The sequence below is a fragment of the Mycolicibacter arupensis genome, from assembly GCF_002086515.1.
In the GTDB taxonomy this organism is placed as follows: Bacteria; Actinomycetota; Actinomycetes; order Mycobacteriales; family Mycobacteriaceae; genus Mycobacterium; species Mycobacterium arupense.
Genome location: NZ_MVHH01000053.1, coordinates 1 through 25240, shown reverse-complemented (window position 1 = coordinate 25240; position 25240 = coordinate 1). Strand labels below are relative to the sequence as shown.

At 68.8% G+C, this 25240-nt stretch carries 28 protein-coding genes and 1 tRNA gene; 15 read left to right on the top strand and 14 right to left on the bottom strand.

Annotated features, from left to right (window positions below):
* The 3 genes from mycP to eccA form a co-directional block, all read left to right on the top strand.
* Positions 1–976, top strand: a 976-nt coding sequence (mycP, locus tag BST15_RS18100) for a type VII secretion-associated serine protease mycosin (protein WP_083071099.1), incomplete at its 5' end; no start/stop codon positions are given.
* Entirely contained in the window at positions 973–2529 is a 1557-nt protein-coding gene (gene eccE / locus BST15_RS18095; protein ID WP_046190025.1) for a type VII secretion protein EccE, read from the top strand. The genes mycP and eccE, both read left to right, overlap by 4 nt.
* Positions 2530–2632: 103 nt before the next feature.
* The gene (gene eccA / locus BST15_RS18090; protein WP_083071098.1) at positions 2633–4432 is read left to right on the top strand and encodes a type VII secretion AAA-ATPase EccA; all 1800 of its coding nucleotides are present in this window, start codon (positions 2633–2635) and stop codon (positions 4430–4432) included.
* A gap of 15 nt (positions 4433–4447) precedes the next feature.
* On the opposite strand, the gene BST15_RS18085 is transcribed toward eccA, so the two are convergent.
* Positions 4448–4765, bottom strand: coding sequence for a DUF2710 family protein (locus tag BST15_RS18085; protein WP_046190024.1), 318 nt, complete (start codon positions 4763–4765; stop codon positions 4448–4450).
* Between the two features lie 50 nt (positions 4766–4815).
* Entirely contained in the window at positions 4816–6150 is a 1335-nt protein-coding gene (locus BST15_RS18080; protein WP_046190023.1) for a DUF5631 domain-containing protein, read from the bottom strand.
* Between the two features lie 134 nt (positions 6151–6284).
* On the opposite strand from BST15_RS18080, the gene BST15_RS22415 reads away from it, so the two are divergent.
* Complete coding sequence (locus BST15_RS22415) at positions 6285–6443, top strand: hypothetical protein (RefSeq protein WP_188108922.1); 159 nt, start codon at positions 6285–6287, stop codon at positions 6441–6443.
* On the opposite strand, the gene BST15_RS18075 is transcribed toward BST15_RS22415, so the two are convergent.
* The 5 genes from BST15_RS18075 to BST15_RS18055 all read right to left on the bottom strand — a co-directional run bounded on the left by BST15_RS18075 (position 6440) and on the right by BST15_RS18055 (position 10161).
* Positions 6440–6754 carry a DUF2694 family protein gene (locus BST15_RS18075; protein WP_046190022.1) on the bottom strand — a complete coding sequence of 105 codons (315 nt, stop codon included), beginning with the start codon at positions 6752–6754 and terminating at the stop codon, positions 6440–6442. The genes BST15_RS22415 and BST15_RS18075 overlap by 4 nt on opposite strands.
* Positions 6751–7068, bottom strand: a complete 318-nt coding sequence (locus tag BST15_RS18070) for a type VII secretion target (protein ID WP_046190021.1) — start codon at positions 7066–7068, stop codon at positions 6751–6753. Before BST15_RS18070 ends, BST15_RS18075 begins: the two co-directional genes overlap by 4 nt.
* A gap of 4 nt (positions 7069–7072) precedes the next feature.
* Entirely contained in the window at positions 7073–8434 is a 1362-nt protein-coding gene (locus tag BST15_RS18065; protein ID WP_052751489.1) for a DUF4226 domain-containing protein, read from the bottom strand.
* Positions 8435–8557: 123 nt separating this feature from the next.
* On the bottom strand, positions 8558–9391 hold the full coding sequence (locus BST15_RS18060; RefSeq protein ID WP_046190020.1) for a C40 family peptidase: 834 nt from the start codon (positions 9389–9391) through the stop codon (positions 8558–8560).
* Positions 9392–9393: 2 nt separating this feature from the next.
* On the bottom strand, positions 9394–10161 hold the full coding sequence (locus tag BST15_RS18055; RefSeq protein WP_046190019.1) for a helix-turn-helix domain-containing protein: 768 nt from the start codon (positions 10159–10161) through the stop codon (positions 9394–9396).
* Between the two features lie 146 nt (positions 10162–10307).
* On the opposite strand from BST15_RS18055, the gene BST15_RS18050 reads away from it, so the two are divergent.
* Positions 10308–10724, top strand: coding sequence for a WhiB family transcriptional regulator (locus BST15_RS18050; RefSeq protein ID WP_046190018.1), 417 nt, complete (start codon positions 10308–10310; stop codon positions 10722–10724).
* 60 nt (positions 10725–10784) lie between these two features.
* The gene (locus tag BST15_RS18045; protein ID WP_046190017.1) at positions 10785–11762 is read left to right on the top strand and encodes a pirin family protein; all 978 of its coding nucleotides are present in this window, start codon (positions 10785–10787) and stop codon (positions 11760–11762) included.
* A gap of 10 nt (positions 11763–11772) precedes the next feature.
* Here BST15_RS18045 and BST15_RS18040 read toward each other — a convergent pair whose 3' ends face one another.
* The 4 genes from BST15_RS18040 to fadD1 are packed head-to-tail and all read right to left on the bottom strand — an operon-like array spanning position 11773 to position 16297.
* Positions 11773–12843, bottom strand: coding sequence for an NAD(P)H-dependent amine dehydrogenase family protein (locus BST15_RS18040; protein ID WP_083071097.1), 1071 nt, complete (start codon positions 12841–12843; stop codon positions 11773–11775).
* Positions 12844–12880: 37 nt separating this feature from the next.
* Positions 12881–13906 (bottom strand): alcohol dehydrogenase catalytic domain-containing protein, encoded by a 1026-nt coding sequence (locus tag BST15_RS18035; RefSeq protein ID WP_046190015.1) that lies wholly within the window; start codon positions 13904–13906, stop codon positions 12881–12883.
* A 1-nt stretch (position 13907) separates the two neighbouring features.
* On the bottom strand, positions 13908–14687 hold the full coding sequence (locus BST15_RS18030; RefSeq protein ID WP_198528314.1) for an SDR family NAD(P)-dependent oxidoreductase: 780 nt from the start codon (positions 14685–14687) through the stop codon (positions 13908–13910).
* A gap of 2 nt (positions 14688–14689) precedes the next feature.
* Positions 14690–16297, bottom strand: coding sequence for a fatty-acid--CoA ligase FadD1 (fadD1, locus tag BST15_RS18025; RefSeq protein WP_046190014.1), 1608 nt, complete (start codon positions 16295–16297; stop codon positions 14690–14692).
* A 102-nt stretch (positions 16298–16399) separates the two neighbouring features.
* Here fadD1 and BST15_RS18020 point away from each other — a divergent pair, with 102 nt between their 5' ends.
* A complete protein-coding gene (locus BST15_RS18020; protein WP_046190013.1) occupies positions 16400–17008 on the top strand; it encodes a TetR/AcrR family transcriptional regulator in 609 nt (202 codons plus the stop codon).
* A gap of 6 nt (positions 17009–17014) precedes the next feature.
* On the opposite strand, the gene BST15_RS18015 is transcribed toward BST15_RS18020, so the two are convergent.
* Positions 17015–17494, bottom strand: a complete 480-nt coding sequence (locus tag BST15_RS18015) for a winged helix-turn-helix transcriptional regulator (protein WP_046190012.1) — start codon at positions 17492–17494, stop codon at positions 17015–17017.
* Positions 17495–17589: 95 nt separating this feature from the next.
* Between BST15_RS18015 and BST15_RS18010 the strand changes: the two genes are divergently transcribed.
* Positions 17590–18291 (top strand): SDR family oxidoreductase, encoded by a 702-nt coding sequence (locus tag BST15_RS18010; protein ID WP_046190011.1) that lies wholly within the window; start codon positions 17590–17592, stop codon positions 18289–18291.
* 26 nt (positions 18292–18317) lie between these two features.
* Positions 18318–18743 carry a tautomerase family protein gene (locus tag BST15_RS18005; protein WP_046190010.1) on the top strand — a complete coding sequence of 142 codons (426 nt, stop codon included), beginning with the start codon at positions 18318–18320 and terminating at the stop codon, positions 18741–18743.
* 10 nt (positions 18744–18753) lie between these two features.
* On the opposite strand, the gene BST15_RS18000 is transcribed toward BST15_RS18005, so the two are convergent.
* Positions 18754–19701, bottom strand: coding sequence for a helix-turn-helix transcriptional regulator (locus BST15_RS18000; protein ID WP_046190009.1), 948 nt, complete (start codon positions 19699–19701; stop codon positions 18754–18756).
* A 62-nt stretch (positions 19702–19763) separates the two neighbouring features.
* Here BST15_RS18000 and BST15_RS17995 point away from each other — a divergent pair, with 62 nt between their 5' ends.
* The 3 genes from BST15_RS17995 to BST15_RS17985 all read left to right on the top strand — a co-directional run bounded on the left by BST15_RS17995 (position 19764) and on the right by BST15_RS17985 (position 21253).
* A complete protein-coding gene (locus tag BST15_RS17995; protein WP_046190027.1) occupies positions 19764–20408 on the top strand; it encodes a TIGR03086 family metal-binding protein in 645 nt (214 codons plus the stop codon).
* Between the two features lie 63 nt (positions 20409–20471).
* Positions 20472–20750 carry a type II toxin-antitoxin system TacA family antitoxin gene (locus BST15_RS17990; RefSeq protein ID WP_109370847.1) on the top strand — a complete coding sequence of 93 codons (279 nt, stop codon included), beginning with the start codon at positions 20472–20474 and terminating at the stop codon, positions 20748–20750.
* Positions 20747–21253, top strand: coding sequence for a GNAT family N-acetyltransferase (locus BST15_RS17985; protein ID WP_046190008.1), 507 nt, complete (start codon positions 20747–20749; stop codon positions 21251–21253). Before BST15_RS17990 ends, BST15_RS17985 begins: the two co-directional genes overlap by 4 nt.
* Before the next feature lie 207 nt (positions 21254–21460).
* Here BST15_RS17985 and BST15_RS17980 read toward each other — a convergent pair.
* Positions 21461–21543, bottom strand: a tRNA-Leu gene (locus BST15_RS17980).
* A gap of 256 nt (positions 21544–21799) precedes the next feature.
* Between BST15_RS17980 and BST15_RS17975 the strand changes: the two genes are divergently transcribed.
* From BST15_RS17975 to BST15_RS17965, 3 genes are all read left to right on the top strand, one after another.
* On the top strand, positions 21800–23272 hold the full coding sequence (locus BST15_RS17975) for an FhaA domain-containing protein (protein WP_046190007.1): 1473 nt from the start codon (positions 21800–21802) through the stop codon (positions 23270–23272).
* 142 nt (positions 23273–23414) lie between these two features.
* Complete coding sequence (locus BST15_RS17970; RefSeq protein ID WP_046190006.1) at positions 23415–23882, top strand: FHA domain-containing protein FhaB/FipA; 468 nt, start codon at positions 23415–23417, stop codon at positions 23880–23882.
* Positions 23879–25240, top strand: a 1362-nt coding sequence (locus BST15_RS17965; RefSeq protein ID WP_109560238.1) for a PP2C family protein-serine/threonine phosphatase, incomplete at its 3' end; no start/stop codon positions are given. The genes BST15_RS17970 and BST15_RS17965, both read left to right, overlap by 4 nt.

The window sequence follows — 25240 nt, the reverse complement described above, 5'->3', positions numbered from 1 at the left end:
CCCCCCGCCCCCGCCGGGCGCCCCCGACGGTGTCGTCGGTGTGGCGCCGCACGCCACCGTCATCTCGATCCGCCAGTCGTCCCGGGCCTTCGAACCGGTGAATCCGCAGCGGTTCGGCTATGACGACGAGCACGTGAAGGCCGGCACGCTGGCCACCTTGGCCAGGGCCGTGGTCCACGCGGCCGACATGGGCGCCAAGGTCATCAACATCTCGGTGACCTCCTGCGTTCAGGTGGCAGCCGGGCTCGACCAACGGGTGCTGGGAGCGGCCCTGTGGTACGCCGCGACGGTCAAGGACGCGGTGATCGTCGCGGCGGCCGGCAATGTCGGGGAGGCCGGCTGCGCCGACAACCCGATGTTCGATCCGCTGAATCCGAGCGACCCGCGGGACTGGAATCAGGTCAAAGTGATCTCCAGCCCGTCCTGGTTCTCGGACTATGTCCTGTCCGTCGGCGGGGTGGACGCCACCGGCGCGCCGATCGACAAGAGCATGGCCGGGCCCTGGGTGGGAGTGGCCGCGCCGGCCACCCACGTGATGGGGTTGTCCCCGCAGGGCGGCGTCCCGGTCAACGCGTACCCGCCGATTCGGGTGGGCGAGAAGAATATGCCGTTTTGGGGCACCAGCTTCTCCGCCGCCTACGTCAGCGGCGTGGCCGCCCTGGTCCGGGCGAAGTATCCGCAACTCACCGCCCATCAGGTCATCTATCGGATCACGCAGACCGCACACAATCCGCCCGCCGGGGTAGACAACCGGGTGGGGTACGGGCTGGTCGACCCGGTGGCCGCGCTGACGTTCAACGTTCCGGTGGGCGCTGCGCTGGCGCCGGGTTCGCAGCAACGAGTGCTCACTCCTGCGCCGCCGCCGCCACCTCCGGACCATCGAGCCCGCACCGTCGCCCTGGGCTTTCTCGGCGTGATTGCCGCGGCGGTCCTGGCCGCTGCGATCACCGCGCGCATCAGGAGGGCCACCCGGTGAGCCCGACCCGCTACCGGCTCACGGGATTCACCCCCTCAAGCAATCGGCGCCTGCTGTGCGCGGCGGCCATTGCCCTAGCCGGCATGGCGGGTTGGGCGGTGGGCGGACTGGTCGGTGTCACGGTGACGATCCCGCTTGCGGTGCTTGTCGTCCTGGTGCCCTGGTGGGGTCAGCCGGCCTGGTCGTGGGCGCTGCTGTGGTTGCGACGCCCACCCAAGACCGCCTGGAGTGAACCGATCACGGTGGCCAACAACCGGGCCGGTGGTGGAGTTCGCATCCACGACGGCGTGGCGGTGGTGGCGGTCCACCTCTTGGGCCGGCCGCACGCGGCCACGGTGGCTACCGGATCGGTGCACGTGGAGACCGACAACGTCGTCGACGTCGCCGAACTGTTTCCGATGCTGCGACATGCGCTCGGGCTCGAGCTGGAGTCGATGAGCGTGATCAGTATCGGAGCGCGCCGCGCCACCACCGGCGATTTCCCGCGGGTCTACGACGCCGAGATCGGTACGCCGCCCTACGCCGGCCGGCGGGAGACCTGGCTGCTGCTTCGCCTGCGCGTCATCGACAACACCGCTGCACTGCGCTGGCGCACCACGCTGGGTGCAACCGCGGTCGCCGTCGCGCAACGAGTCGCCGGCACGCTGCGCTGCGACGGCCTGCGCGCCCGGGTAGCCACCGCCAGCGACTTGGTCGAACTGGACCGGCGCGTGGGGGGCGCTCCCGTTCCCAGCGGCGCCGAGCGGTGGAAGACGCTGCGCACCGAGGGCGGCTGGGTGACGACCTACGCCTATCCGGCTCGCCAGATCAGCGCCGCGCTGCTCGCCCAGGCGTGGACCCTGCCGGTCGATGAAGTGATCCAGAACATCACGGTGTTCCCGGACCGAACCTGCACGGCCACCGTCACCCTGCAGACGCCGCAACCGGCCCCCACCCCTCCTGCAGTGATACTGCGCCGGCTCAACGGCGAGCAGGCCGCGGCGGTAGCGGCGAACACGTGCACGCCCCGCCCGCGGTTGCGCGGCCTGCGACCCGGTCGGCTGCCGGCGCACCTGCCCATCGAGATCGGTCCCTCGGGAGTCCTGGTGGGCAAGCTGGCCAACGGCGACCGGTTGATGGTGCCGCTGACCGACTCCGGTGAGCTGAGCCGGGTGTTCATCGCCGCCGAAGATCTGATCGCCAAGCGCCTGGTGATACGCGCCGTCGGTGCCGGTGAACGGGTCTGCGTGCACACCCGAGACCGGGCACGCTGGGCCAGCGTTCGGATGCCGGAGGTGTCCCTGGTCAGTGAGTCGAGGCCGACGCCGCGCACCACTGTCAGCGTGGTCGACGGGCCGATCGCTCCCTCTCCGCGGCCCGCGACAGTGATCACCGTCGCCCCGCCCGGGACACCGCCCCCACCACCGGACGCCGTTGAGGTGAGCATCGAGCAGATCGACCGCAACGCGGTACGAGTTGCGGCCGGCGGAAAATCGTGGCTGGCTACGGTGGAGTTGTTCCGGGCGGAGAACCGGTATTGCAGCTCGGAGGCGCTGGCGCCGATGTCGCAATGACACCCGCACCGCACCGGCAGCCAGCCGACGTACCTGGACGCGCAACAGAGGACGACAGACATTGAGCGACCTGCTGGCGGCACGGCGGCACTTCGACCGGGCCATGGTGAGCATGGACACGCGCTACGGTTCGCCCGAAGCCCGGGCCCACTTCGTCGCGGCAACCGAGGCCGATCCCTCCATGGCCGACGCCTGGTTGGGCCGTATCGCCTGCGGCGACACCGACCTGGACACCCTCGATCGGCTCTATGCCCACAGTGACTGGCTGCACAAGGAGACCGCGCGGCTGGGCCGGCACCTGGCCGCGCAGATTCCGCTGGGTCCATACCTGTCGATCACCGTGACCGATGCCTCCCACGTGGGCCTGGCCCTGGCTTCTGCTCTCACCGTTGCCGGCGAGTTCGCGCGCGCCGAGGCCCTACTGGCCGACACCGGCCTGCTGGACAGCTGGGTCAACCACCAGTGGCACCAGTTGGGCCGTGCCTACCTGATGTTCGTGACGCAGCGCTGGCCGGACCTGCTGACCGTGGCGGCAGAAGAGTTGCCGGACCGCGCCATCGTGATGCCCGCCGTCACGGCGTCGGTATGTGCACTAGCAGGCTATGCGGCCGCACATCTCGGCCAGGGCCGAGTGGCGCTGGACTGGCTCGATCGCGTGGATATCGCCGGTCAGACCCGTTCCTCGGAGCGCTTTGGGGTCGGGGTACTGACTGCGTCGATCAACCCTGGCGAGATCCCCTTGCTTGCCGCCGATCTCGCCTATCTACGCGGCATGATTCACCGTCAGCTCGGCGAAGAGGATCTCGCTCAGGTCTGGTTGTCCAAGGCGGCCATCAACGGTGTGCTGACCGAACCGGCCAAAGCCGCACTGGCCGAACCCAATCTGAGACTGGTGGTCACCGACGAGAAAATCATCGACAGTCGCAGCGACCGTTGGGACGCCGGTTCGGCAAAGAGCCGCGCGGAGCTGGACGAGGACAACGCGTTGGGCAGACGAGCCGAGCTGCTGGAGGAAGGCCGCGCGGAGCTGGAGCGGCAGGTCGGCCTGGCAGAGGTCAAGCGCGCGGTCCGGGCGTTGGAGGACCAACTCGAGATCCGGGCCATGCGGCTGGAGCACGGCCTGCCGGTGGAGGGTCAGACGAACCACATGTTGCTGGTCGGCCCGCCTGGAACGGGCAAGACCACCACCGCCGAGGCGCTGGGCAAGATCTATGCCGGCATGGGTATCGTGCGCAATCCGGAGATCATCGAAGTGCGCCGCTCGGACTTCTGCGGCGAGCACATCGGAGCATCTGGCCCGAAGACCAATGAGCTTATCGAAAGGGCCTTGGGCGGAATACTTTTCATGGACGAGTTCTACTCCCTGGTGGAGCGTCACCAGGATGGGACGCCGGACATGATCGGGATGGAAGCGGTCAACCAGCTGCTGATCGCGCTGGAGAAGCACCGCTTCGACTTCTGCTTCATCGCCGCAGGCTATGAAGATCAAGTCGATGATTTTCTGACCGTTAACCCCGGGTTGGCCGGCCGGTTCAACCGCAAGATCCGCTTCGAGTCGTATTCTCCCGAAGAGATCGTCGAGATCGGAGAGCGTTACGGATCCAGCCGTGCAACCGTACTGAATTCCGCTGCACACCAGCGGTTTCTGGATATGGTGACGGTTATCCGCGGCTATGTCAGTCCGCGCGGCGAGCACGGCATCAACCTCCTGCACAACGGGCGGTTCGCCCGCAATGTCATCGAGGAGGCGGAGCTTGCCCGCGACACTCGGGTGGCTGCGCAGAAGCGCGCCGGGCAGTCAGTGACGATCGACGACCTCACCACCATCACCGCGACCGACATCGACTCCGCGGTGCGCACCGTCTGCGACTCCAACCGCGAGATGACTGCCCTGAATTGGTAGCGCCGCGGCGAACTGTCAGAGTGAGCCCGCGCCGTAGCGTGCCTCGAAGTCGGACTGAGCCTCCTCGCGCAGCGCGGCGAACACGAGATTGAGTCGATCCGCCAACTCACCGTGGGTGTAGTCGCTGACCACGCACGGGTGCAAGGTCAGTTCAAGGAGCCTGCCGTCGGCGTTGGCAACGGCACGGACATCGCCGAGATCAACGCTGTACGTGGTGTTCTCAGCCTCAGCGACCAGCGCCTCCCACTTCTCGGCGGCCTCGCGCAGGTCCCGCAAGACGGACTCAACGAGGTCCTTGTCGCTGAGTTCCGCGCGGCTCTCCGCCCCCGACATGGGCTAAGTATGTCCAGCCGCTGTGAGCAGCGTCAATTCATCTTTGACCGTCATGTCTGCAGATCCCACTGCCCGACGGGAGGTGCGACCATTGCCCGGAACCAGCTGTAGTGGTAGTTGGCCGAGACCGTATCGCCGGTCGCGATGGCTTCGGTGGCCGCCAGCAACATGCAGTTGAGCACCAGCGCAGTGTCAGCGTCGGGGTACTGGGCCAACAGCTGGTAGCGCAGAGTGTCCAGATGTACACGCAGCAAGTCGATTTCGGCGTCCACCACCCCGGTGCCTGCCGAACCCGCCTTGGCCAGCGTATTGACCATCCGGGGCAGGCCTTCGCGCCAGTGGGTGGCCTCGCTGAGCTGCCAGCCGAGATCGCGGACGAGCGGCAGCTCCCGGGGCATCACCGAAGTCTCGGTAGCGGCGAAGTCGCTGGCCCAGCCGAGGCGATCGCCGGGCCGGTAGCCGACCGACTCCGTGGCACCGCTGAGCATCTCGGTGACCGTTCCTATCCGGCGACCGGGTTCGGGCAGCACCACCGCGGCCGGCAGGTCGATCCCTGACGGCACCCATCCGTGGGCGATATCGGTGATCAGTCGGGTGGTGCCGTCCTCGAAGGCGCCTACCGCCCAGCGCAGTCCGGGCTCCTGGCGCGCGACAAAGGCCAACAGGCGCTGCAATCGCCGCTCGCTGGATTCGGCTACCGGCGCCGCCGGCGCGGCGGCGATGACGGGTTGGTCAGGAACGAGGGGCTCCGCCTCGAATCCGACCTCGGGGATCGGCGGGAGCACCGGCTCCGGCACCTCCCACGTCGGTGCCATCGCGCTCACCTGCGGGGCCTCCGGCTCGGGGTGGTCTGGGGAGGACGGCGCATTGCCGTCCTCCGGCAGCCGGTGCCGACTCCGGGGTGCGGGACTCTCGGGTACCTGCCGCGATGGATCGTCCGCACGGTCCGGCTCTGGGGGATCCGAAGGCGTCTGCTCGGCCGGAGCCGAGGGCGGTGGCGGTGTCAGGCTGACGTACTCCGCACCGAACTCCAGGGCTTCCTTGTGTAGTTGGCGCACTGTCGACTCCACCCGCAGGACAGCGAACGCCCTGGCCACATTGATGACCCGCGTCTCGGCTGCCTGGCGAGCCGGTCCCGTCAACTCGGAGCGGCTGATCGCGTGCAACTTCTCGTTGGCTGAATCGGCGATTCGCTGCAGGTCGGCATTGAGATAGTCGGCGAGCGGGGCCGTCTCCGGCGTGATCGTCGCCAGTTCGGCGGGCCACAGGCCCCCGAGAACCCAGGAACTGCAGTCGACCGGAGCGCTGAAAGCGGGGATCGCCAGCGATTCCCGCGCAGCGTTCCGGAGGCGCTGGCGCGCCGACAGCCGACCGAAGAGTGCCACCGCGCAAGCGTACCGTTGCCGTCTGGGCGCATCTGCCCGAATTCGACGCACCTCCGCGCGTCGGTAGTGGGGCTGTCCACAACCGGGATGCGCGTGAATTGTCAGCTCAACCGCAGGTCGGTAGCGTGCAGATCGTGGCTGATGTCGGGTCCCCGGGAGCGGGGTGTGCAGCGCAGTTGAGCGAAGTTCTCGCGTTGCTGGAAAGAGCCCGAAATCTGTTCGGCGACACAATTGTTGACCCGCCTTCCGACATCGTGCCCAACGCCGATGCGGCGGGGAAATGGGTGCTCTAGCGAGCTGTCGTGGAGCCGGGCTGCAGCGTGTGAGCCAAGAGCCGCTCGGTGGCCACTCGAAGATCGTCATTGGTCGGCACTGCCGCCGAGGGTGCGTGCCCGGAGGTGACGATCTCACCGCGGATCTCTAACACCGCCTTGAGAAACGAGACGTCTGCCGTCAGCACGATGGCCTCCGCCAGCCGGCGAACATCGGTGTCCATCACCGCTTCCGTCAGCACAACGCTGTGCAGATAGCCTCCACGGCAGGACCGGAACAGCACGTCACCACTCGGGTGGGCGGTGTCGAACGCGGGATTGGGCTCCGTCATCGGGACCCATCGGTGAGGTGCCCGAAGGCATCGGCTGCGTCATCTTCGTGCGTGTTCCACATCGCCACTGCGCGGTGCAGGTTGTCCGACACGGCTGAATGTTCGCTGGCCTGGTCGTCGTAGCAGTTCTTGCGCGCCTCAAGCAGCGCACTGGCGGCCTGCCGGAAGTCGTCATAGATCGGGCCGAGCGAATTCAGTGTCGCCTGGATCGCCTCGTGTGAGGCCGACACCGTGGACAGGTAGTCCGCGGCCGCCTGGTGGTTCCCGGCAGCGGTGGTCAGAACGTCCGGATTGACGTGGATTCTCTCGGGCATGGGTCTACCTTCCTGGCTCATCGACGATGCCGGTTAGCGGCGGGTTTTTCAAGGTCAGCGGCGCATTGATGGCCGACGCCGGCCTGGTTTCCACGGGCGACGCGTCCGCTTCCGGTTCCCGGGGGAAGGCCGGCGGGTGTTGCCACCCCAGGAAGCTCGGGCCACGCATGTTCGTCACGAGGTGAACCTGTCCGTCGAGCAGGGCCTTGCCGTCACCCACGGCCAGCGCATGACGATCGGTGAAGACTCCGATGTCTCCTGGCTGCAGCCTGGCTGCATCGACCGCCGCGGCCACGGGCGTCCCCGGCGGCGGGATGTCGATCCCCTGACTGCGGAATGCCTCCACGACTGGCTGTCCGTCGGCAACCGCCTGCATGGCCGCGGCCAGCCGCGGGTCGGACACGGTCGTGGTCTCACCGTCGGGCAGGCGGACGACGACCGGTCCCCGCTCCCCCTGATCGGGCGCGGAATCGTCGCCGCCGGTTTCGGTGTCGTCGGCTCCATCGGGCGGATCAGTACCACCGGCATCCTCGGGCAGGAACTGCGCCTCATCGGACAGTTCGTCGCCGCCGGGGCTCGTGTTCAGACCGGTCCACGGAAATCCTGCGGGCATGCCCGCAGGCAACCCGCCGAAACCCGGTCCCTCCGAGCCCAGACCCGGAGCCATGGGAGTTGTGAACTGCGGCAGCCGTTGTGCTGCGTCCGGGGCCGCCATCATCGTGTCGTCGTCCAGCGGCTCCAGATACGCATCGCTCTCCGGGTCAGCGCAGGACTGCGGGAGGTCCCCGTCGGCCGGCGGCGGCTCGGTAGCCTGTTCCGGGCTCCGGTCTGACGGATCCGCATCACCGGGCTCGGCGGGTGTCGAGTGGTAAAGCCCGGTGAGGGCGGCGGCCAACGCTGCCTTGGACCTGTCGTCATCGTTGGCCTGTTCGACCGTGGCGATGATCTCGCCAAGCTTGGTGATGAGGAACCTCTGGAACTCGCGCGCTCCCGCGGCAGTGCTCAGATCCCAGGATGCTGCCGCGGCGGCGACCTCCGTCTCGAGATCGTCGAGCCGCCGGCGCCCTTCCACCGTGGTCTTGTGTGCGTGCCGGAGGGCCTCGAGGATGTTCCGATCGAACTGCGCCGATGCCGACAGTTGTTGCGCCAATGCTGTTTCGGCCGCCCTTATGGCTTGCGGTCCGCGGCCCCGCTGCTGCTCACCGATGGCCGGGTACGCCGCATAGAGCCGGTCGAGAACACTGTCGTAGCCCGCCGGGGGCAAGGGCAACGTCAGTGCCGCCTGGGCCAGGCGGGTAGCCTCGCCGGCGCCGGCGGTCGTACGGATACGGTCGATCGCGTCGAGCACGTCGTCGCGGGTCGCCATCTGCTCAGCCCCACGTCGCTACGGTGGGCTGACGCTCGGGGGCTGACCGCTCCATGGCCGGTGACTGTACCGACGCCCGTGGGCGCCGACAATTCACCCGGGATCGCCTTGGGGGGGAGTCGATCACGGCACCGGGCGGCGTATCGCCACGTGTGCGCCCAGGGTGCTGATCTGCACGGTGGCTCCAGCATGCGGGGCTTCAACCACCCGGTTTCCGCCGATCGCCAACTGCACGTGTCCCGTGCTGGGGAAGACCAGGTCGCCAGGGCGAATCTGGGAGCGCGGCACCGGCATTCCCTCGTTGATCTGCGTGTAGGTGGTACGGGACAGGGGTATGCCCGCCTGACGGTAGGCCCACTGGGTCAGTCCGGAGCAGTCGAATCGATCGGGACCGGTGGCGCCCCAGACGTAGGGCCTGCCCAGCCGCGACAGCGCAGCCCGGACGGCCAGCCCGGCACGAGTGTTGGGCAGCTTCAGACGACCCAGGCTCAACGCCCGGCGCCGGGCCCGCCGGTAACGCAACCGCCGCAGGGCTGCGTGGTGCGCTCGCGCCCGGTGGCGTGTCGCTACTAGGTGGACGTGTTGAGCCCGCAGTCGTGCCGCGCGCCGCAGCAGGGCCTCCCGATACGCAAGCGGGCTGTCCGGGGTGGCCGCCGCGTCGGCTCGAGCCTCGGCGATCGTGTGGTCGGTTCGGGCGCGGGCGCGGGCGTGATCGGCGATGGCGGCGGCCAAGTCCGTGGTGGCCGCGCCATCGGTTCGAGCGTTGGCCAACAACAGGTTCCGTTGCCTCAGGACCGCCTGCCGGTACTGGTCGTGACCCGTCCCGGTATCGGATACCGCGTTCCTTGCGAGGGTGTGGGCGTAGCGGTGCAGGTCTGATGCCAGTGACGCCGGCTGCGGACTGCCCGCGAACAGCTCCCTGGCGCGCATCAGTAGCTCTAACTCACCGTTGCTCACCGCTATCCCCCCTCGTTGCCACCATCGGTCGCGATGGATCCGTCGGCGAAAGCGCGTACTCGCGCCAACGCACCTGGCGGAATGACGCCTCTGTTTCGGATCTCCCACATCTCCTCGGCATCGACGCCGACCAGCGCCGCGATCACCGGCTCGGGCAGCGCTGAGCGTGCACATGCCTGGTCGAATCGGGCGGTCAGGCTCGCGGGCATCCGCTGCAGCAGGTCCCCGCGGATGGCCTCCAACGACAGCAGGTGGGCCATCAGCCGTTCAGCGTGGTCTGCGCCCGCGTTGACAGCCACGCGCCATGAGCTGGCCGCGAGCATCTCCGCCTTCACGCACTGCGCGATCACGGAAAGAATATACGTTTCATATTCGTCTGATGCTTGCGGCGGCAGTCGAGCGATCACCGAACGCAGCGCGTCGAGCTGTGCCTCCGCATAGCCCTCGAGCACTTCGGTGTCGCTGTGGCGCTCCACGACGATCGCTGCGCCGGGCCGCGCCGGGGCGACCCGCGGTGCGGCCGCGGCGATCAACTGCGCCAGTTCGGCCTCCGCGTCGTCGGCCACCACAAGGCGCGAATAGGTTCCGGGCGGCAGGCCTAGCCCATTCTCAACCTTTTGAACAGTGCCTTTGTGGGGTTTGCGGGCTCCACGCTCGAGGTAGCTCAAGCCCATGATGCTGATGCCGGTAGCCGCCGCGAGGTCCGCCAACGACCAGTCCCGCGCCTCACGAAGTGCCCGAATGGCTGCGCCCGCCGCTTCGCGGCTCATCGTTGCGCCCCGGCCATGGACGGATAGTACACAGCCCTCCCCCCTGGGACTTACATATATGTTTTTATCAACTTCTCTTGCACTCTCCCCTTTCGGTGTATACGTTTCTATCTACGTTATCGGTCCGTCTACGAGGAGGTCATCGCATGGCACCCCCCTGCACCGCAAACCCTGAGCTGTGGTTCGGCTACCCCGACGCCGACGGAGCCGACGGAGCCGCGAAGGCCCGGGCCTACGAACAATCCGCCACCGCGGCGCGGCTGCAGTGCCTGCGGCGCTGCCCGCTGGCCCAGCAGCGCCGGTGCGCGGCACTTGCTGTGGAGTGCCGCGAGGAGTACGGGGTGTGGGCCGGCGTGAAGCTTCCCGGCGGTCAGTACCGCAAGCGCGCCGAGCTGGCCCGCGCCCACGCGGTGCTGCAGGCGATCGCCACCGGGCGGATCAATACCCGGGAGCTACCCGACAATCAGGCGCTGCTGGCCAACCACGAGAGTCAGGCGCCGGTGCCCGCGGCGACGGTTTTTCACCTGCCGGGCGGCGCACTCGGTCCCCGCTCGGCCGCCTGATCAGGGCGTGAGTCGGTAGGATCGTCGAAGCGGCGTGACGCGCAGTGCGGAGGTGGACGGTTGAGCAATCTGGAGACCACCTCGAATGAGTTCGCCTGTGCTGCAACGCCTGCAGATCACATCGAGGTGCTGCAGCCCCGCGATGTGCCACTCGGCGGAGCCCGCGCCCTCCACGTGCGCCGTACCCTGCCGCAGCAGGAGCGCTCACTCATCGGCGCCTGGTGCTTCCTCGACCACTACGGGCCGCACGACGTCACCGTCGGTGGCGGCATGGACGTACCCCCGCACCCGCACACCGGGCTGCAGACGGCGAGCTGGCTGTTCAGCGGGCTGATCGAACACCGGGACAGCGGTGGCGTGCACGCGCTGGTGCGCCCCGGTGAGTTGAACCTGATGACCGCCGGCGCCGGCATCTGCCACTCCGAGGTCTCCGCCGACCCGGTGTCGGCACCCGTGCTGCACGGCGTGCAGCTGTGGGTGGCCTTGCCCGATACCGCCCGCAACACCGGGCGCGCCTTCCATCATTTTGTGCCCGAGCCGGTTTCGCGGCCCGGGGCTTCGGCCTTGGTGTTTCTCGGCGAGCTGGCCGGCTACCGCTCCCCCGTGCCGTCGTTCACTCCCATGCTGGGCGCCCAACTGGACCTGGATCCGCGCACCACGCTGGCGCTGGACGTCGACCCGGCTTTCGAGCACGGGGTGCTGTGCGACCAGGGCCCGGTGCTGCTGGGTGGTGCCGGGCTGGGGGTGGGCGAGCTGGGCTATCAGGGACCCGGCCACCGGGTCCTGGCACTGCGCAACCCCGGCGACTCCCCCGCCCGGGTGCTGGTGCTGGGCGGGGCACCCTTTCGCGAGGAGCTGGTGCTGTGGTGGAACTTCATCGGCCGCAGCCACGACGAGATCGTCGAATTCCGCCGCCAATGGCAGGAAGGCGACCCGCGCTTTGGCCAGGTCGACGGCTATCGCGGTCGACTGGAGCGGCTGCCGGCACCAGCCATGCCCCCACTGCGGCTGCGTCCGCGCCGGCCCAGCACCGGGTAGCCGCGCGCGTTCAGCGGATGGTGCCCGCTCCCGGGATCAGCGGCAGGTCCAGGGCCGTAACCCAACCCGGCGCAAGGTCATTGACCGCCGGCACCGCGTTGAGCGCCCGCATCCCAGTGGCCAGGCAGCCCGCCGTTGCGGCGTCACGGCCCGACCCGTCGGTGAAGAGGAACGCCGTCTCCTGCGAAATGCTGGGCGTGCCTTCGATATCGACGCGGTAGACGTCGTCCTGGGTGCCCGCCGGCCAGTCCGGTGCGGCGTCTCGGCCAATCCGGTTGACGTGTTCGAGCTGGATGCGGGTTTCGCCGCGGTAGACACCGTTGATGGTGAACCGCACCGCCGCGACCTGCCCGGCGGCGATCACTCCCTTGGCGGTGGTGCGCTCGTTGGGGGTCACCCAGGTGTCCCAGGTGGTGGTGATCTCGTCCAGTTCGATCCCGGCGGCATGCGCGATCATCGGGACGGTGCCACCCCAGGCGAAGATCAGCACCTCGGGGATCTTGAGCACCGGCTGGAAATCGGGGTCGCGGCCGATTCCCATCTCGTTCTCGTAGTCACCGGTGTAATTGGTGTAGTCCAACAACTCCGAGGCCCGCACCTTGCGTACCTCGGCGCACACGCCCATCAGGGTCATGGGGAACAGGTCGTTGGCGAAGCCGGGATCGATTCCGGTGGTGAAGCAGGATGCCCCGCCGTCCTGGCAGGCCTGGGTGATCGGTGTCAGCAGATCGGGCGGATTGAGCTTGAGGTCGGGCCACACCCAGGGCGTCATGGCCGTGGAACACACGTCGATACCGGCCCGCAGGAACCGGGAGATCAGCGTGATGTTGTCGGCGGCGTGGGCGGCGGTAGGGCCGTAGTGCACCAACGCATCGGGTGCCAGCGCGATCAGGGCCTCGACGTCGTCGGTGGCGGTGACCCCGACGTGGGGGATTGCGCAGATCTCTCCGACGTCGCGGCCCACCTTGCCCGGATCGCTGACGCCCACGCCCACCAGCTCGAACAGAGGGTGTTTGACGATCTCGGGGATAACGAGCTTGCCCACAAAGCCGGTGCCCCAGACCACAATTCGCTTCGTCAACTCCGGTCCTCTCGTTGTCCGACGGCGCTGGGAAAGATCAGGGAGTGAGCAGTACTTTGACCACGTCACCGGAACGGGCGGCCACCGCACGGTAGGCCTCGGCCGCGTCGTCCAAAGCCATCTCGGTGGTGAAGATCCCATCCACCGACAGCCGCCCGGACTGCAGCAGCGGAATCAGCGTCGGCCAGGTCTGCTGCACCGGTGCGGTGGTCATGCGCAGGGTGACGCTGCGCAGCAAGGCGGGCAGCGCCGGGAACGGGAACGGCTGTAGGTCATGGACGCCCACCACCGACACCGTGCCGCCGGCGCGTACCGCGGTCAGGGCGTCGGACATGGTGGTGTCCGAGCCCACGGCGTCGATCACCGCATCCACTCCTACCCCGGCGCTCAGCTCCATGGCCGCCGCGGTGGTGGGCGGCGCCGCCGGAGTCACGCCCATCAGGGCGGCCCGGTCCCGGCGCTGGCGTACCGGATCGATACCGAGAACCGTTGCGGCACCGAGGAACAGCGCACTGCGTGCCGCGCACAGCCCCACCGCACCCAACCCGATCACCGCGACCGTGCCGCCCACGGGGATGTCGGCGCGCAGCGCCGCCGCCCATCCGGTGGCGAGATTGTCGGTGAGCAACAGCGCCTCGGCGTCCAGGATGCCCTCGGGGATACGTGCCAGCTGGAAGTCGGCGCCGGGCACGGCCAGCAGTTCTGACTGCGCACCGCCCAGCAGGCCCGATCCGAAGATCTGGGGGCCGGAGTGGCACCGGATGGGGTCGAGGGTGCCGCAGCCCGCGCACTGTCCGCAGCCCGCCACCGAGGACACCATGACCCGGTCACCGACGCGCACCGAACGCACGTCGGAGCCGACCTCGACGACGGTGCCGATGGCCTCGTGACCCAGCGCCACCGGGTCGAAGATCGGGTAGTCGCCCTCATAGAAGTGCAGGTCGGAGCCGCAGATGGCGGTCGCGGTCACCTCCACGACGGCGCCGTCGGCGCCGGGCAGCTGGGGGTCGGGGCGGGTGTCGACCCGGATAGAGCCGGGTCCCTCGATCACCACACTGCGCATGTCACGTTCCTTCAGCTAGGGCTTGTACTTTGCCGAGCACGTCGGGGTAACGCTTGAGATGTGCACCGCCGTTGACGTCGAACGTCGCTCCGGTGATCCAGCCGGCGCGATCGGAGGTCAAGAACTCCACCGTCTGGGCGATGTCGTCGGGCACCCCGGAGCGACCCAGCGGTGTGTTCTCCAGGTACTCGTCGGTGAGGCCCGGCACCATGGCCAGGCCCGCCACCAGGGGCGTGTCGACCAGGCCGGGGGAGACGGCGTTGACGCGGATGCCGCGGGGGCCCAGTTCCAGGGCGGCCACCTGCACCAGCATCAGCACCCCGGCCTTGGCGCTGCAATAGGCGGCCATGGTGGTGCCGGGCTGGCGCCCGTTGAGTGAGGAGATCGCGACCACGCTGCCGCCGTCTTCAAGCGTGCGGGCGGCGTGCTTGATCACCAGCATGGTGCCGGTGAGACAGACGTCGAGGGTGGTCTGCCAGCCCGACAGCTCGATGTCGGCAATCGGGCCGATGATCGACAGCCCGGCGCAGCTGACCACGGTCCGCACCGGCCCGCGTTCGGCGGCGGCGGCGAAAGCCGCTGCGACGCTTGCCTCGTCGGTCACATCCGCGACCACGGCGCTGGCTGCGTCACCGATCTCGGCGGCCTGAGTCCGTGCGCCCTCGCCGTTGACGTCGGCGATCACCACCTGATCGCCCCGCGCGACCAGGGCCTGCGCGGTGGCCAGGCCGATCCCGGACGCGCCGCCGAAGATCAGGGCAACGGGCTTGGGCGCTGGCATGGTCACACTCCGGATGTGGTGGTGGTTCGGTAGCTGCGCTCGCGTTCGGGGCGCACCCACAGGGCGTCTTCTCCCACGTCGGTGCCCTGGGCCGCCAGCACCCGCTTGAGCACCTTGTTGGTGGCCGTCGCGGGCAGCTGGGAACTCAGGCGGACATAGCGGGGCCAGGCCTTGGGGGAGAGGTCTTCTTGGGCGGCGAGGAAATCGGCGAATTGGGCTTCGGTCAGTTCGGCGCTCTCACGCAGCACCAGCGCGGCCATCACCTGGTCACCGACCTGGCCGGCCTCGCGTACGGCATACACCGCGGCCTGGTTGATGTCGGGGTGGCGCATCAGGATTCGCTCCACCGGCGCTGCGGCCAGGTTCTCGCCGTCCACCCGCATCCAGTCGGCGGTACGCCCGGCCAGGTAGATCCAGCCGTCGGCGTCGGCGTAGGCCAAGTCGCCCGACCAGTACATGCCATCACGCATGCGCTCGGCGGTGGCGTGCGCGTTGTTGTAGTAGCCCGAGAAGAAGCCCGACCCCGCGGTGTTGACCAGCTCGCCGATCGCCTCGTCGGCGTTGGTCAGCAGTCCGTGCTCGTCGAACGTCGCGGGCGGGCATGGGGATTTGGTGTCGCTGTTGTAGATGGCGACGCCGGGGAATCCGCGGCCCACCGAGCCGGGCGGGGTGCCTTCATCGCGGGTGATGGTGACGGCGTTCTCGGTGGAGCCGAAGGCGTCCACCACGTGCACGCCGAACCGTCGGGCGAACTCGCCGATGTCACGTTCGGAGGCCTCGTTACCGAAGGCCACCCGCAGCGGATTGTCGGCGTCATCGGGCTGCTCGGGATGCGCCAGCAGGTAGGCGAACGGCTTACCGACGTAGTTCATATACGTCCCACCGTAAGCGCGGACGTCGGCCAGGAACCGAGAAGCCGAGAACTTGGCCGGGGCCATGGCTGCGCCGGCGGCCACCGCGGGGCCGAAGCCGGCGGCGATAGCGTTGGAGTGGAATAGCGGCATGGACAGATAGATGACGTCCTGGGAGCCCAGGCTGAACCGCTCGGCGAGGTTCATGCCTGCCACCAGCACCATGAAGTGGCTGACCAGAACCGCTTTCGGGTCGCCACTGGTGCCCGAGGTGAAGATCAGCATGAACGGGTCCAGCGGCGCGACGTGGCGGTGCGGCTGAAGTTCCCCGGCGGCGGCGCACTCGGCCGCCCAGGCCGGGCTGTCGACGTCGATGACGGTGATGCCGGGCAGCTCCAGTCCCTGCAGCAGGGCGCGGTGAGCGGTGTCCACGAGCAGGATCTGCACGTCGGCGGTGCGCAGGTCGCCGGCCAGCGCGGAGCCGCGGCGGGTGTCGTTGACCCCGCACAGGACATAGCCCCCCAGGCCGGCGGCGGCGATCGCGGTGAGCATCTCGGGGGTGTTGCCCAGCAGAGCGCCGACGTGCAGCGGCCGGGCTTGATCGGCCCGGGCGATCAGTGCGGCGCCGTGGCGGGCGGCGTGATCAAGGTACTGCCGCCAGGTCCAGCGGATCTGGTGGCCGTCGGCGTGGTTGTAGAGCACGGCCAACCCGGGATGGTCGGTGCGTTCGGCGAGCAATTGCTGCATCGTCTCGGCCACCGCGACCTCCTGCCCCGTGGGTCTACACGACGCGTCGCAATAGTACACAGATCTGTGAATGTGTCTACTGTGTTGTTACGCTTACCGCCCAGGAGGTGGGCCATGACCGTTGCATCTGCGTCGCCCGCATCCGCCTCGACCACCGATCGGCTTCTGGACGCCACCGAGAAACTGCTGGCCGACAAGGGGATTCGGGCCACGACCATGATCGATGTCGCGCAGGTGGCGGGGGTGTCGCGGGCGTGGCTGTACCGCAATTTCCCCGACAAGCCGACGCTGGTGGGCGCCGCGCTGATGCGGCTCATCGAGACCAGCTGGGCACAGGCGGGCGCCGAGCTGGCCACCCTGACCGGCTTCGAGGAGCAACTGGTGGCCGGTGTGCAGATCGGCCGCCGGGCCTATGACGATCCCGGCACCCTGCTGATGCGGCTGCGTCTTGCCGAACCCGAGGAGTTCACCGCCTGCGCCGGCGCCGGGGTTCGCGGTCTGGTGCCCGACTTGGCGGCGTTCTGGCATCCGTTCGTCGCGGCCGCGGCCGACGCCGGCGACATCCATCCCGACACCGATGTTCCCGAGGCCAGCGAGTGGATCGCGCGGGTGATGATCAGCCTGGGCAGTGTTCCGGGAAACCACATGAACCCCGATGATCCGGCGGCCGTGCGCCGGCATCTGCGCCGCTACGTGCTGCCGGGATTGCGGCAGGCGCCCTAGGGCGGCTCAGCGCGAGCGACGGTTCAATCGGATCTCGATGTTGTCGGGGTCGGGCTCGGGGGCATCCAGCTCGTCGGTGACCCGTACCCCGATGCGGCGCTGGGTGGCGGCGTCGACGAAGCTCAGCGGCGGTTTTCCGTCCTGGAGGTACTTGTCACCCCACTGGGTCAACGCCAGCAGCACGGGCAGCAGATCCTCGCCGGCGGGTGTCAGCCGGTACTCGTCTCGGGCCCGCTGCCCGGCCTCTTGGTAGGGGACCCGGGTGATGATTCCGGCGGACTCGAGCTGCTTGAGTGCGCGCGACACCGCCGGCGCTGAGGCGCCGATGCGTGCCGTGAAGTCCTCGAATCGGCTGGTGCCGTAAAAGCATTCGCGCACAACGAGAAATGCCGTCTTGGTGCTCAGCACATCGAGCAGCCGGGCCACCGAACACGCATCGCCGGTGGACCAGCGCGATCGGTCGCGCAACCGGGGTTCGAACTCCATGTGCTCCAGCTTACGTGACTAACACTTGCGTTATCCAGCCTGGCGTGCTTTGCTCTTACTAACGTAGTCGTTAGTCAGCGAGAGAGGATCCGGAGATGGTTGCAGTACAGGGAAAGGTCGCGGTGGTCACCGGCGGGCGACGCGGATTGGGCGCGGCCCTGGTCGACGAGCTCGTGGCCCGCGGAGCCCGCAAGGTCTACTCGACCGCCCGCACCGCCTTCACCGACGAGCGCCCGCAGGTGGTGCCACTGGCCCTGGAGGTGGGTTCGCCCGAGTCGGTGGCGGCCCTGGCCGAGGCGGCAGGCGATGCCGAACTGGTGTTCAACAACGCGGGCGTGCTGCTGCCAGACCCCCTGCTGACCGGCTCCTTCGAGCGGATCACCGAGACCTTTGACGTCAACGTCTTCGGGCCGCTGCGCCTGGCGCGGGCGTTCGCGCCGATCCTGGCCGCCAACGGGGGAGGGGCGCTGGTGAACATGCACTCGGTGCTGTCCTGGATGGCGGGCTCCGGCGCCTATGGTGCGTCCAAGGCCGCCGCCTGGTCGGTGACCAACTCGCTGCGCCTCGAACTGGCGGCGCAGCACACGCAGGTGGTCGGCGTCCACGCCGGCTTGATCGACACCGACATGGTCTCCGACATGTCCGGACCCAAGGTGACGCCGGTCGACGTGGCGCGGCGAATCATCGACGGCGTGGAGTCCGGTGCCGCCGAGGTGCTGGCCGACGACATCAGCGTGAGCGTCAAGGCCGCGCTGGCCGGTCCGGTCGAGAACCTGTCCTTCGCCCTGTCGCACTGAACCGGATCAAGGAGCACTGAACTGCCATGCCACTGTGGACCATTCATCACACCCCCGGACTCTTCAGCGCACAGGACAAGCATGCGCTGGCGGCCCGCATCACCGATCACTACGAGAAGGCCGGGCTGCCACGCTTCTATGTGGTCACCCTGTTCCAGGAGACCTCCCCGCAGGACTTCTACGTCGGTGGTGAGCCGACCGAGGTCGGGGTGCGCGTGGTGATCGATCACATCGCCCGGCACGCCGCCGACAGCCAGAACCGCCGACGGATCACCGAATGGATCAATCAGATCCTTACTCCGACACTGGAGCAGCACCCCGGCCTGCACTGGGAGTTCCACGTCGACGAGACCAGCGAAGAACTGTGGATGATCAACGGCCTGGTGCCGCCCCCGGGGGGATCGGACGCCGAGAAACGGTGGGCCCAGGAGAACGTGGCGACGGCCTACTGAGGGCCCACGCTCATCGGTACCGCGCCGCCAGCGCGGTACCGATGGCGGCCAAGTGATCGCGCACGCCCTGCGGACCGGTCACCTCAACCCATTCGATGAGCCCGGCGAGTTGGCCGGCCAGGGCGTATTCGTTGTGGCCCCGGATCACCACCTCGATCCGGCCGTCGGACGTGGTACCGCCGACCTCTAGGCGGCCCCCGAGCATGGCCCGCAGCAGACCGATCCCGTCGGGAGCGCATACCGCCTGGGCCTCCAGCGGGGTGCGCTTGCGGTCGACCTCATCGGCGATCTCCCGCCAACTCTGTGCAAGGTCAAATCCCGGGGGCCGCCGCACGGGCTTGTCGGTCAGCGCGACCGACGACACCCGATCGATCCGGAAGGTCCGCCGGCCCACCTCCGTTTCCGAGACCAGGTACCAGGTCGGGCCCTTGGCGACGACGCCCAGCGGATGGACCATCCGCTCGGTCTCGGCGCCCTTGCTGTCGACATAGCCGAGCCGCACCTGCACACCGCTGATCACCGCCTCCTGCAGCGCGTCGAGGAAGCGTGGTGGAGGTGGCGTGGCCGCACTGGCACCCCACAGCCGTGGATCGACGACCACGGACGCGGCGGCGGCCTCGGCCTGCGCCCGAAAGGGCTCGGGCAACGCCCGGACGAGCTTGCGCAGGGCGGCCTTGACGTCCGGGGTGGCCGTCGACGCGGGCCCGGCCACCAGAAACAGCGCACGCGCCTCGCTGGCGGTCAGCCCCGAAAGGTCGGTGCGCGCGCCGCCCACCAGGCGCCACCCGCCCCCGCGGCCCTGTACCGAGTACACCGGAACACCGGCCATGCTCAGCGCTTCGAGGTCGCGGCGGGCGGTGCGCTCGGACACCTCCAGCTCGCGGGCCACCTCGGAGGCGGTCACCAGCTTGCGCTGCTGCAGCAGAAGAAGGGTGGCCACCAGCCGGTCAGCTCGCACCTCAGCAGAATTCCACACAAACCGGCCAATAGATGTCCGGTTATGGTCCCAACAATGGCGCCATGACTACACCCACGAGTTCTCCCGCCACCCCTGCCACCGACCCCCGGCCGCTTCTCGAGCGCGCCATTGCCACCGGCGGCGCCGTGATCGCCGGCATACGCTCCGACCAGCACGCCAACCTCACGCCCTGCCCCGAGATGGACGTGCGGGCCATGCTGATCCACCTCATCGGTGTGCTGGACCGTATCGCCGCACTCGGCAACGGCGGCGACCCCTTCGCCGTACCCGTTCCGCAGGTTGCCGACGGCCGCTGGGCCGATGCCTGGCAAGAGTCAGCCCGCAACGCCGCGCAGGCCTGGAGTGACGACGCCCTGCTGGTGGGGCCGATGGCGCTGCCGTGGATCCAGGGCAGCGGCGCCGACGTGCTGGCGTCCTACCTCTCCGAGGTGAGCGTGCACACCTGGGACCTGGCGGCGGGGACCGGTCAGCAGCCGGACTGGGACGAGAAGGTGATCGACGCGGCGCTGCAGTCCGCACACCGGATCCTGCCGCCAGCGAACCGCCGCGCGCTGTATGCGGAGATCTCGGCCGCGATGGGCCTGGACGAGGTGGCCATACCGTTCGCCGAAGCCGTCCCCGTTCCCGACGACGCCCCCGCCATCGACCGGCTGGTGGCGTGGAACGGGCGCGATCCGCTCTGGTGAGCGGGGGATACGTGGGGGGCAAAACACAAAGGTCCGTTGCATTGTGTGCCCGTTGGGCACACAATGGTTGGCGTGGCTACGAAGACGGAGCGGTTCGCCGTGCGCTTGACTGCTGAGCAGGACGCGCTGATCCGTCGTGCCGCCGAGGTGGAGGGGACCGATCTGACCAACTTCACGGTGACCGCGACACTCGCTCGTGCCCGCGACGTGCTCGCCGATCGGCGGCTGTTCATGCTCGACGCGCCGGCCTGGTCGCAGTTCGTCTCGGTGCTAGACCGGCCGGTGTCGCACAAGCCGCGGCTGGGGAAGTTGTTCGCGGAGCCCTCGATCTTCGACGAGTGAGCGGCTACAGCGCACCCCGCCCGATCGGCGCGCACGATGTGGTCGCCGAATTCGACAGCGGCCAGCCCAGCCTGGACGAGTACCTGCGGAGACGGGCGCTGGCCAACCACGCCGAGGGTGCGTCCCGGTGTTTCGTGACGTGCCGGGACGGCCGCGTCGTCGGCTTCTACGCACTGGCCTCGGCGGCGGTGCAACGCGCCGGCGCACCGGGGCGGGTGCGGCGCAACATGCCCGATCCGGTTCCGGTGATCCTCTTGTCACGGTTGGCGATCGACCGCAAGGAACAGGGCCGGGGGTTGGGTGCCGCGCTGCTGCGCGATGCGATCACCCGTGCGGTGGCCGCCGCCGAGATCATCGGTGTGCGAGCGCTACTGGTGCACGCGCTGCACGAGCAGGCCCGGGCGTTCTACGCGCACTTCGATTTCGAGTCCTCACCGACCGACCCGCTGCACCTGCTGCTGTTGATCAAAGACGCCCGCGCCCTGCTCGACCCGTCGGAGTGATCGAGATCCCACGCCGGGCTGTCGAGCGCGGTCGACGACTCCCGGCCGAGAACTATGCAGTTCGCGGAACCACACATCGTGGGGGAGGCCCTTGTGAGTTCACGAAACCCGACCGCAACGACCGCCACGCACGATGGCGCCACAAACAAAAACAGGCCGAACCCTCAAGGGTTCGGCCTGTCCGGGATCTCCCGAGAGATCACACTGTGGGCGAAGGGGGACTTGAACCCCCACGTCCCGAAGGACACTGGCACCTGAAGCCAGCGCGTCTGCCATTCCGCCACTCGCCCGAGCAACCGGGGGAGCGTATCACGGGTCCCCCGCCCCCTGAAAAATCGGCTCCGGCCCGCTGGCGAGTATCGCCCGGAGCCGGATCAAGCGCCGTGACCCCTTCGTGACCTGGTCTTATCCGATTCTCCGCCGTAGAAGGGTGCCGCCCCAGCGCTCCGGGTCGATACCATGTCCAGGGCGGATGCAGCTGAGCGACACGCCGCGCCAGCGTCCCCGACACGATCAATGACGGCGAAGAGTAAGGCGGGTAGCAGCTTGGACAGCCAGCGCGGGCTGGTTCATCGCATCGAGCGCAGGCTCGAATCCGCTGTGGAGGATGCGATGGCCCGGGTCTTCGGAGGAGAAGTGCTCCCCGAGGAGGTTGAGGCTGCGCTGCGCCGCGAAGCCGCCGCCGGAGTGCGCTCTCTGGCCGGAAATCATCTTTTGGCACCCAACGATTACGTCATTACCCTCGGAAGCGACGACTACGAGAAAGTGGGCGCCGACCAGGATCTGACGTCGAAGGCCTTCGCCCGCCATCTAGCGGGCTACATCGGCGAACAGGGGTGGCAAACTTATGGAGATGTGGTTGTCCGGTTCCAGCAGTCGCCCAGCCTGCGCACCGGCCAGGTCCGCGCCCGCGGCGGGGTCAACCCTGACGCCAGCCCCCACGAGACGCTCAACGAATCCCGCCCGCGACAATCAGTTCATGCGTTTACCGCAGAATCAGGAGTGCCACCGATGACCGATAACCCGAGCTACCGCGGAGCCCACGGGCAGGATCGTCCCGGCGACGACTACTACGACCCCCGCTACGGGCGGCCGGCCGATGACGCTCGTGGCGGTCAGGACCCGCGGGGCGGCTACTCACCCGAGGCCGACCCCTACCAGCAGGAGCAGCGCGGCGGCTACCCCGACCAGGGCCACGGCGGCCCGGGCGCCTACGGCCCGCCCCGCGGCGGCTACCCCGAGCAGGGTGGCTACCCCGGCCAGGGCGGCGGCTATGCCCCTCCCGCCCCGCCGGCGCAGCCCTACGAGCAGCGTCCCCCCAGCGGCTACGGCGCTCCGGCCGGCTATGAGCAGGGCTACCCCCAGCACCAGCCGCCGGCACCGGGATACCCGGCCGGCGGGCAGCCCGGCTACGGCGAATACGAGCGTCCCCAGGCCCGCCCGGAGGAGTACGGCTATCCCGAGGCGCCCTACGAGCAGCGCCCCGCCTACCCGGACCAGGGCGGGTATGACCAAGGTGCGCCGTCCTACGGCCGCCAGGAATACGGCCAGCCCGGCTACGGCTACGGCGAGGCGCCCGCGGCTCCCGCCGGCTATGACTACGGCCAGCCGGCGCCGGGTGGCTACGGCGAGGCTCAGGGCGGCCAGGGCGGCTACGACTACGGCCAGCCCGCGGCGGGTGGCTACGGCGAGGCTCAGGGCGGTGGCTACGGCCAGCGTGCCTACAGCGCTCCTGCCTCGGTCACCCTGCAGCTCGATGACGGCAGCGGCCGCACCTACCAGCTGCACGAGGGTGCCAACGTGGTGGGCCGCGGGCAGGACGCCCAGTTCCGGCTGCCCGACACCGGAGTCTCGCGCCGTCACCTGGAGATCCGTTGGGACGGCCGGGTGGCCCTGCTGTCGGACCTGAACTCCACCAACGGCACCACGGTGAACAACGCCCCGGTCCAGGAGTGGCAGCTGGCCGACGGCGACGTGATCCGGCTGGGCCACTCCGAGATCATCGTGCGGGTCCACTAGGACAGCGGCCACCAACGACAACCCAAACAGCAAAGCCCTGCCGCTTTGCCCTACGGCCCGCCGCGCCCAAGTATCGTGACTGTGCCGATGTGCTCTTTTCGACGAGCACGCTAGGGCGGCGCGACAACGGAGAGGACGCCGGATGCAGGGACTCGTGCTGCAGCTGACGCGAGCCGGCTTTTTGACGTTGTTGTGGCTGTTCATCTGGTCCGTGCTGCGAATATTGCGGACCGACATCTACGCTCCCACCGAAGCGGTCATGGTCCGCCGGGGGCTTTCCATCCGTGGCGTGCTGTTGCCGCCGCGCCAGCAACGGGCAGGAGCGCGGCATCTGGTGGTGACCGAAGGACCACTCACCGGGGCGCGCATCGCGCTCAGCGACCAGCCGGTTCTGGTCGGCCGCGCCGACGATTCCACGCTGGTGCTCACCGACGACTACGCCTCCACCCGGCACGCTCGGCTGTCACAGCGCGGCTCGGAATGGTATGTCGAGGACTTGGGCTCGACCAACGGCACCTACCTTGACAGGGTGAAGGTGACCACTGCCGTACGGGTTCCGGTGGGAACGCCGATCCGAATCGGCAAGACCGCAATCGAGCTCCGCCGGTGAGCCTCGTTCTGCGGTACGCCGCCCGCAGCGACCGCGGCCTGGTGCGCTCCAACAACGAGGACTCCGTCTACGCCGGCGCACGGCTGCTGGCGCTGGCCGACGGCATGGGCGGGCACGCCGCCGGCGAGGTCGCCTCCCAGCTGGTGATCGCCGCGCTGGCGCATCTCGACGACGACGAGCCCGGCGGCGACTTGCTGGCCAAGCTGGAACGCGCAGTGCACGAGGGCAATTCCGCGATCGCGGCCTACGTCGAAGAGCACCCCGAGCTCGAAGGCATGGGCACCACGCTCACCTCCATCCTGTTCGCCGGACCCCGCCTGGGGCTGGCCCACATCGGCGACTCCCGCGGCTACCTGCTGCGCGACGGCGAGCTCACCCAGATCACCAAGGACGACACCTTCGTCCAGACCCTGGTCGACGAAGGCCGAATCACGTTGGAGGAGGCACACAGCCACCCCCAGCGGTCCCTGATCATGCGCGCCCTCACCGGTCACGAGGTGGAGCCCACCTTGATCATGCGCGAGGCGCAGGCCGGGGATCGCTACCTGCTGTGCTCCGACGGCCTCTCGGATCCGGTGAGCACCGAGACCATCCACGAGGCCCTGCAGATTCCCGACGTCAACGACTGCGCACTGCGGCTCATCGAGTTGGCGCTGCGCGGCGGTGGACCCGACAACGTGACCGTGGTGGTGGCCGACGTGGTCGACGTCGACTACGGCCAGACCCAGCCGATTCTGGCCGGCGCCGTCTCGGAGAACGGTGACGAGCACACCATCTCCCTGGACACCGCCGCCGGCCGGGCATCGGCGATCTCACCGCGCAAGACCGTCGCCAAGCGAGTACTGCCGCGCATCGAAACCCCCGACCGCCCACCCCGCTCACGGCACCGCAAGTTCATCATCGCGGCGCTGCTGCTGGTCCTGCTGGGCACCGCCCTGCTGGTCGGGCGCGCCGTCATTCGCACCAACTACTACGTCACCGCCTACGGCGGCACGGTGGCGATCATGCGCGGGGTGCAGGGCTCGATCCTCGGTGTGCCGCTGCAGGAGCCGTACCTGCTGGGCTGCCTGGACAGCCGGGGAGAGCTGGTGCAGATCAGCTTCAGCCAATCCGGCGACAAGCTGTCCTGCCGGCTGATGACGTTGCAGGATCTGCGCCCGCCGGCCCGCCAACAGGTCAACAACGGCCTGCCCGCCGGCACGCTCGATGACGCGATCACCCAACTGCGCAACCTTGCCCACGACTCGCTGCTGCCCCCGTGCCCGCACGGATCGACCGCCGGCACCAAGACCACGCCCACGCGCAAGCCGTCTCCCGGGCTGGTTCCCACCGGTCCGCGGCCCGGCCCACCCCCGCCG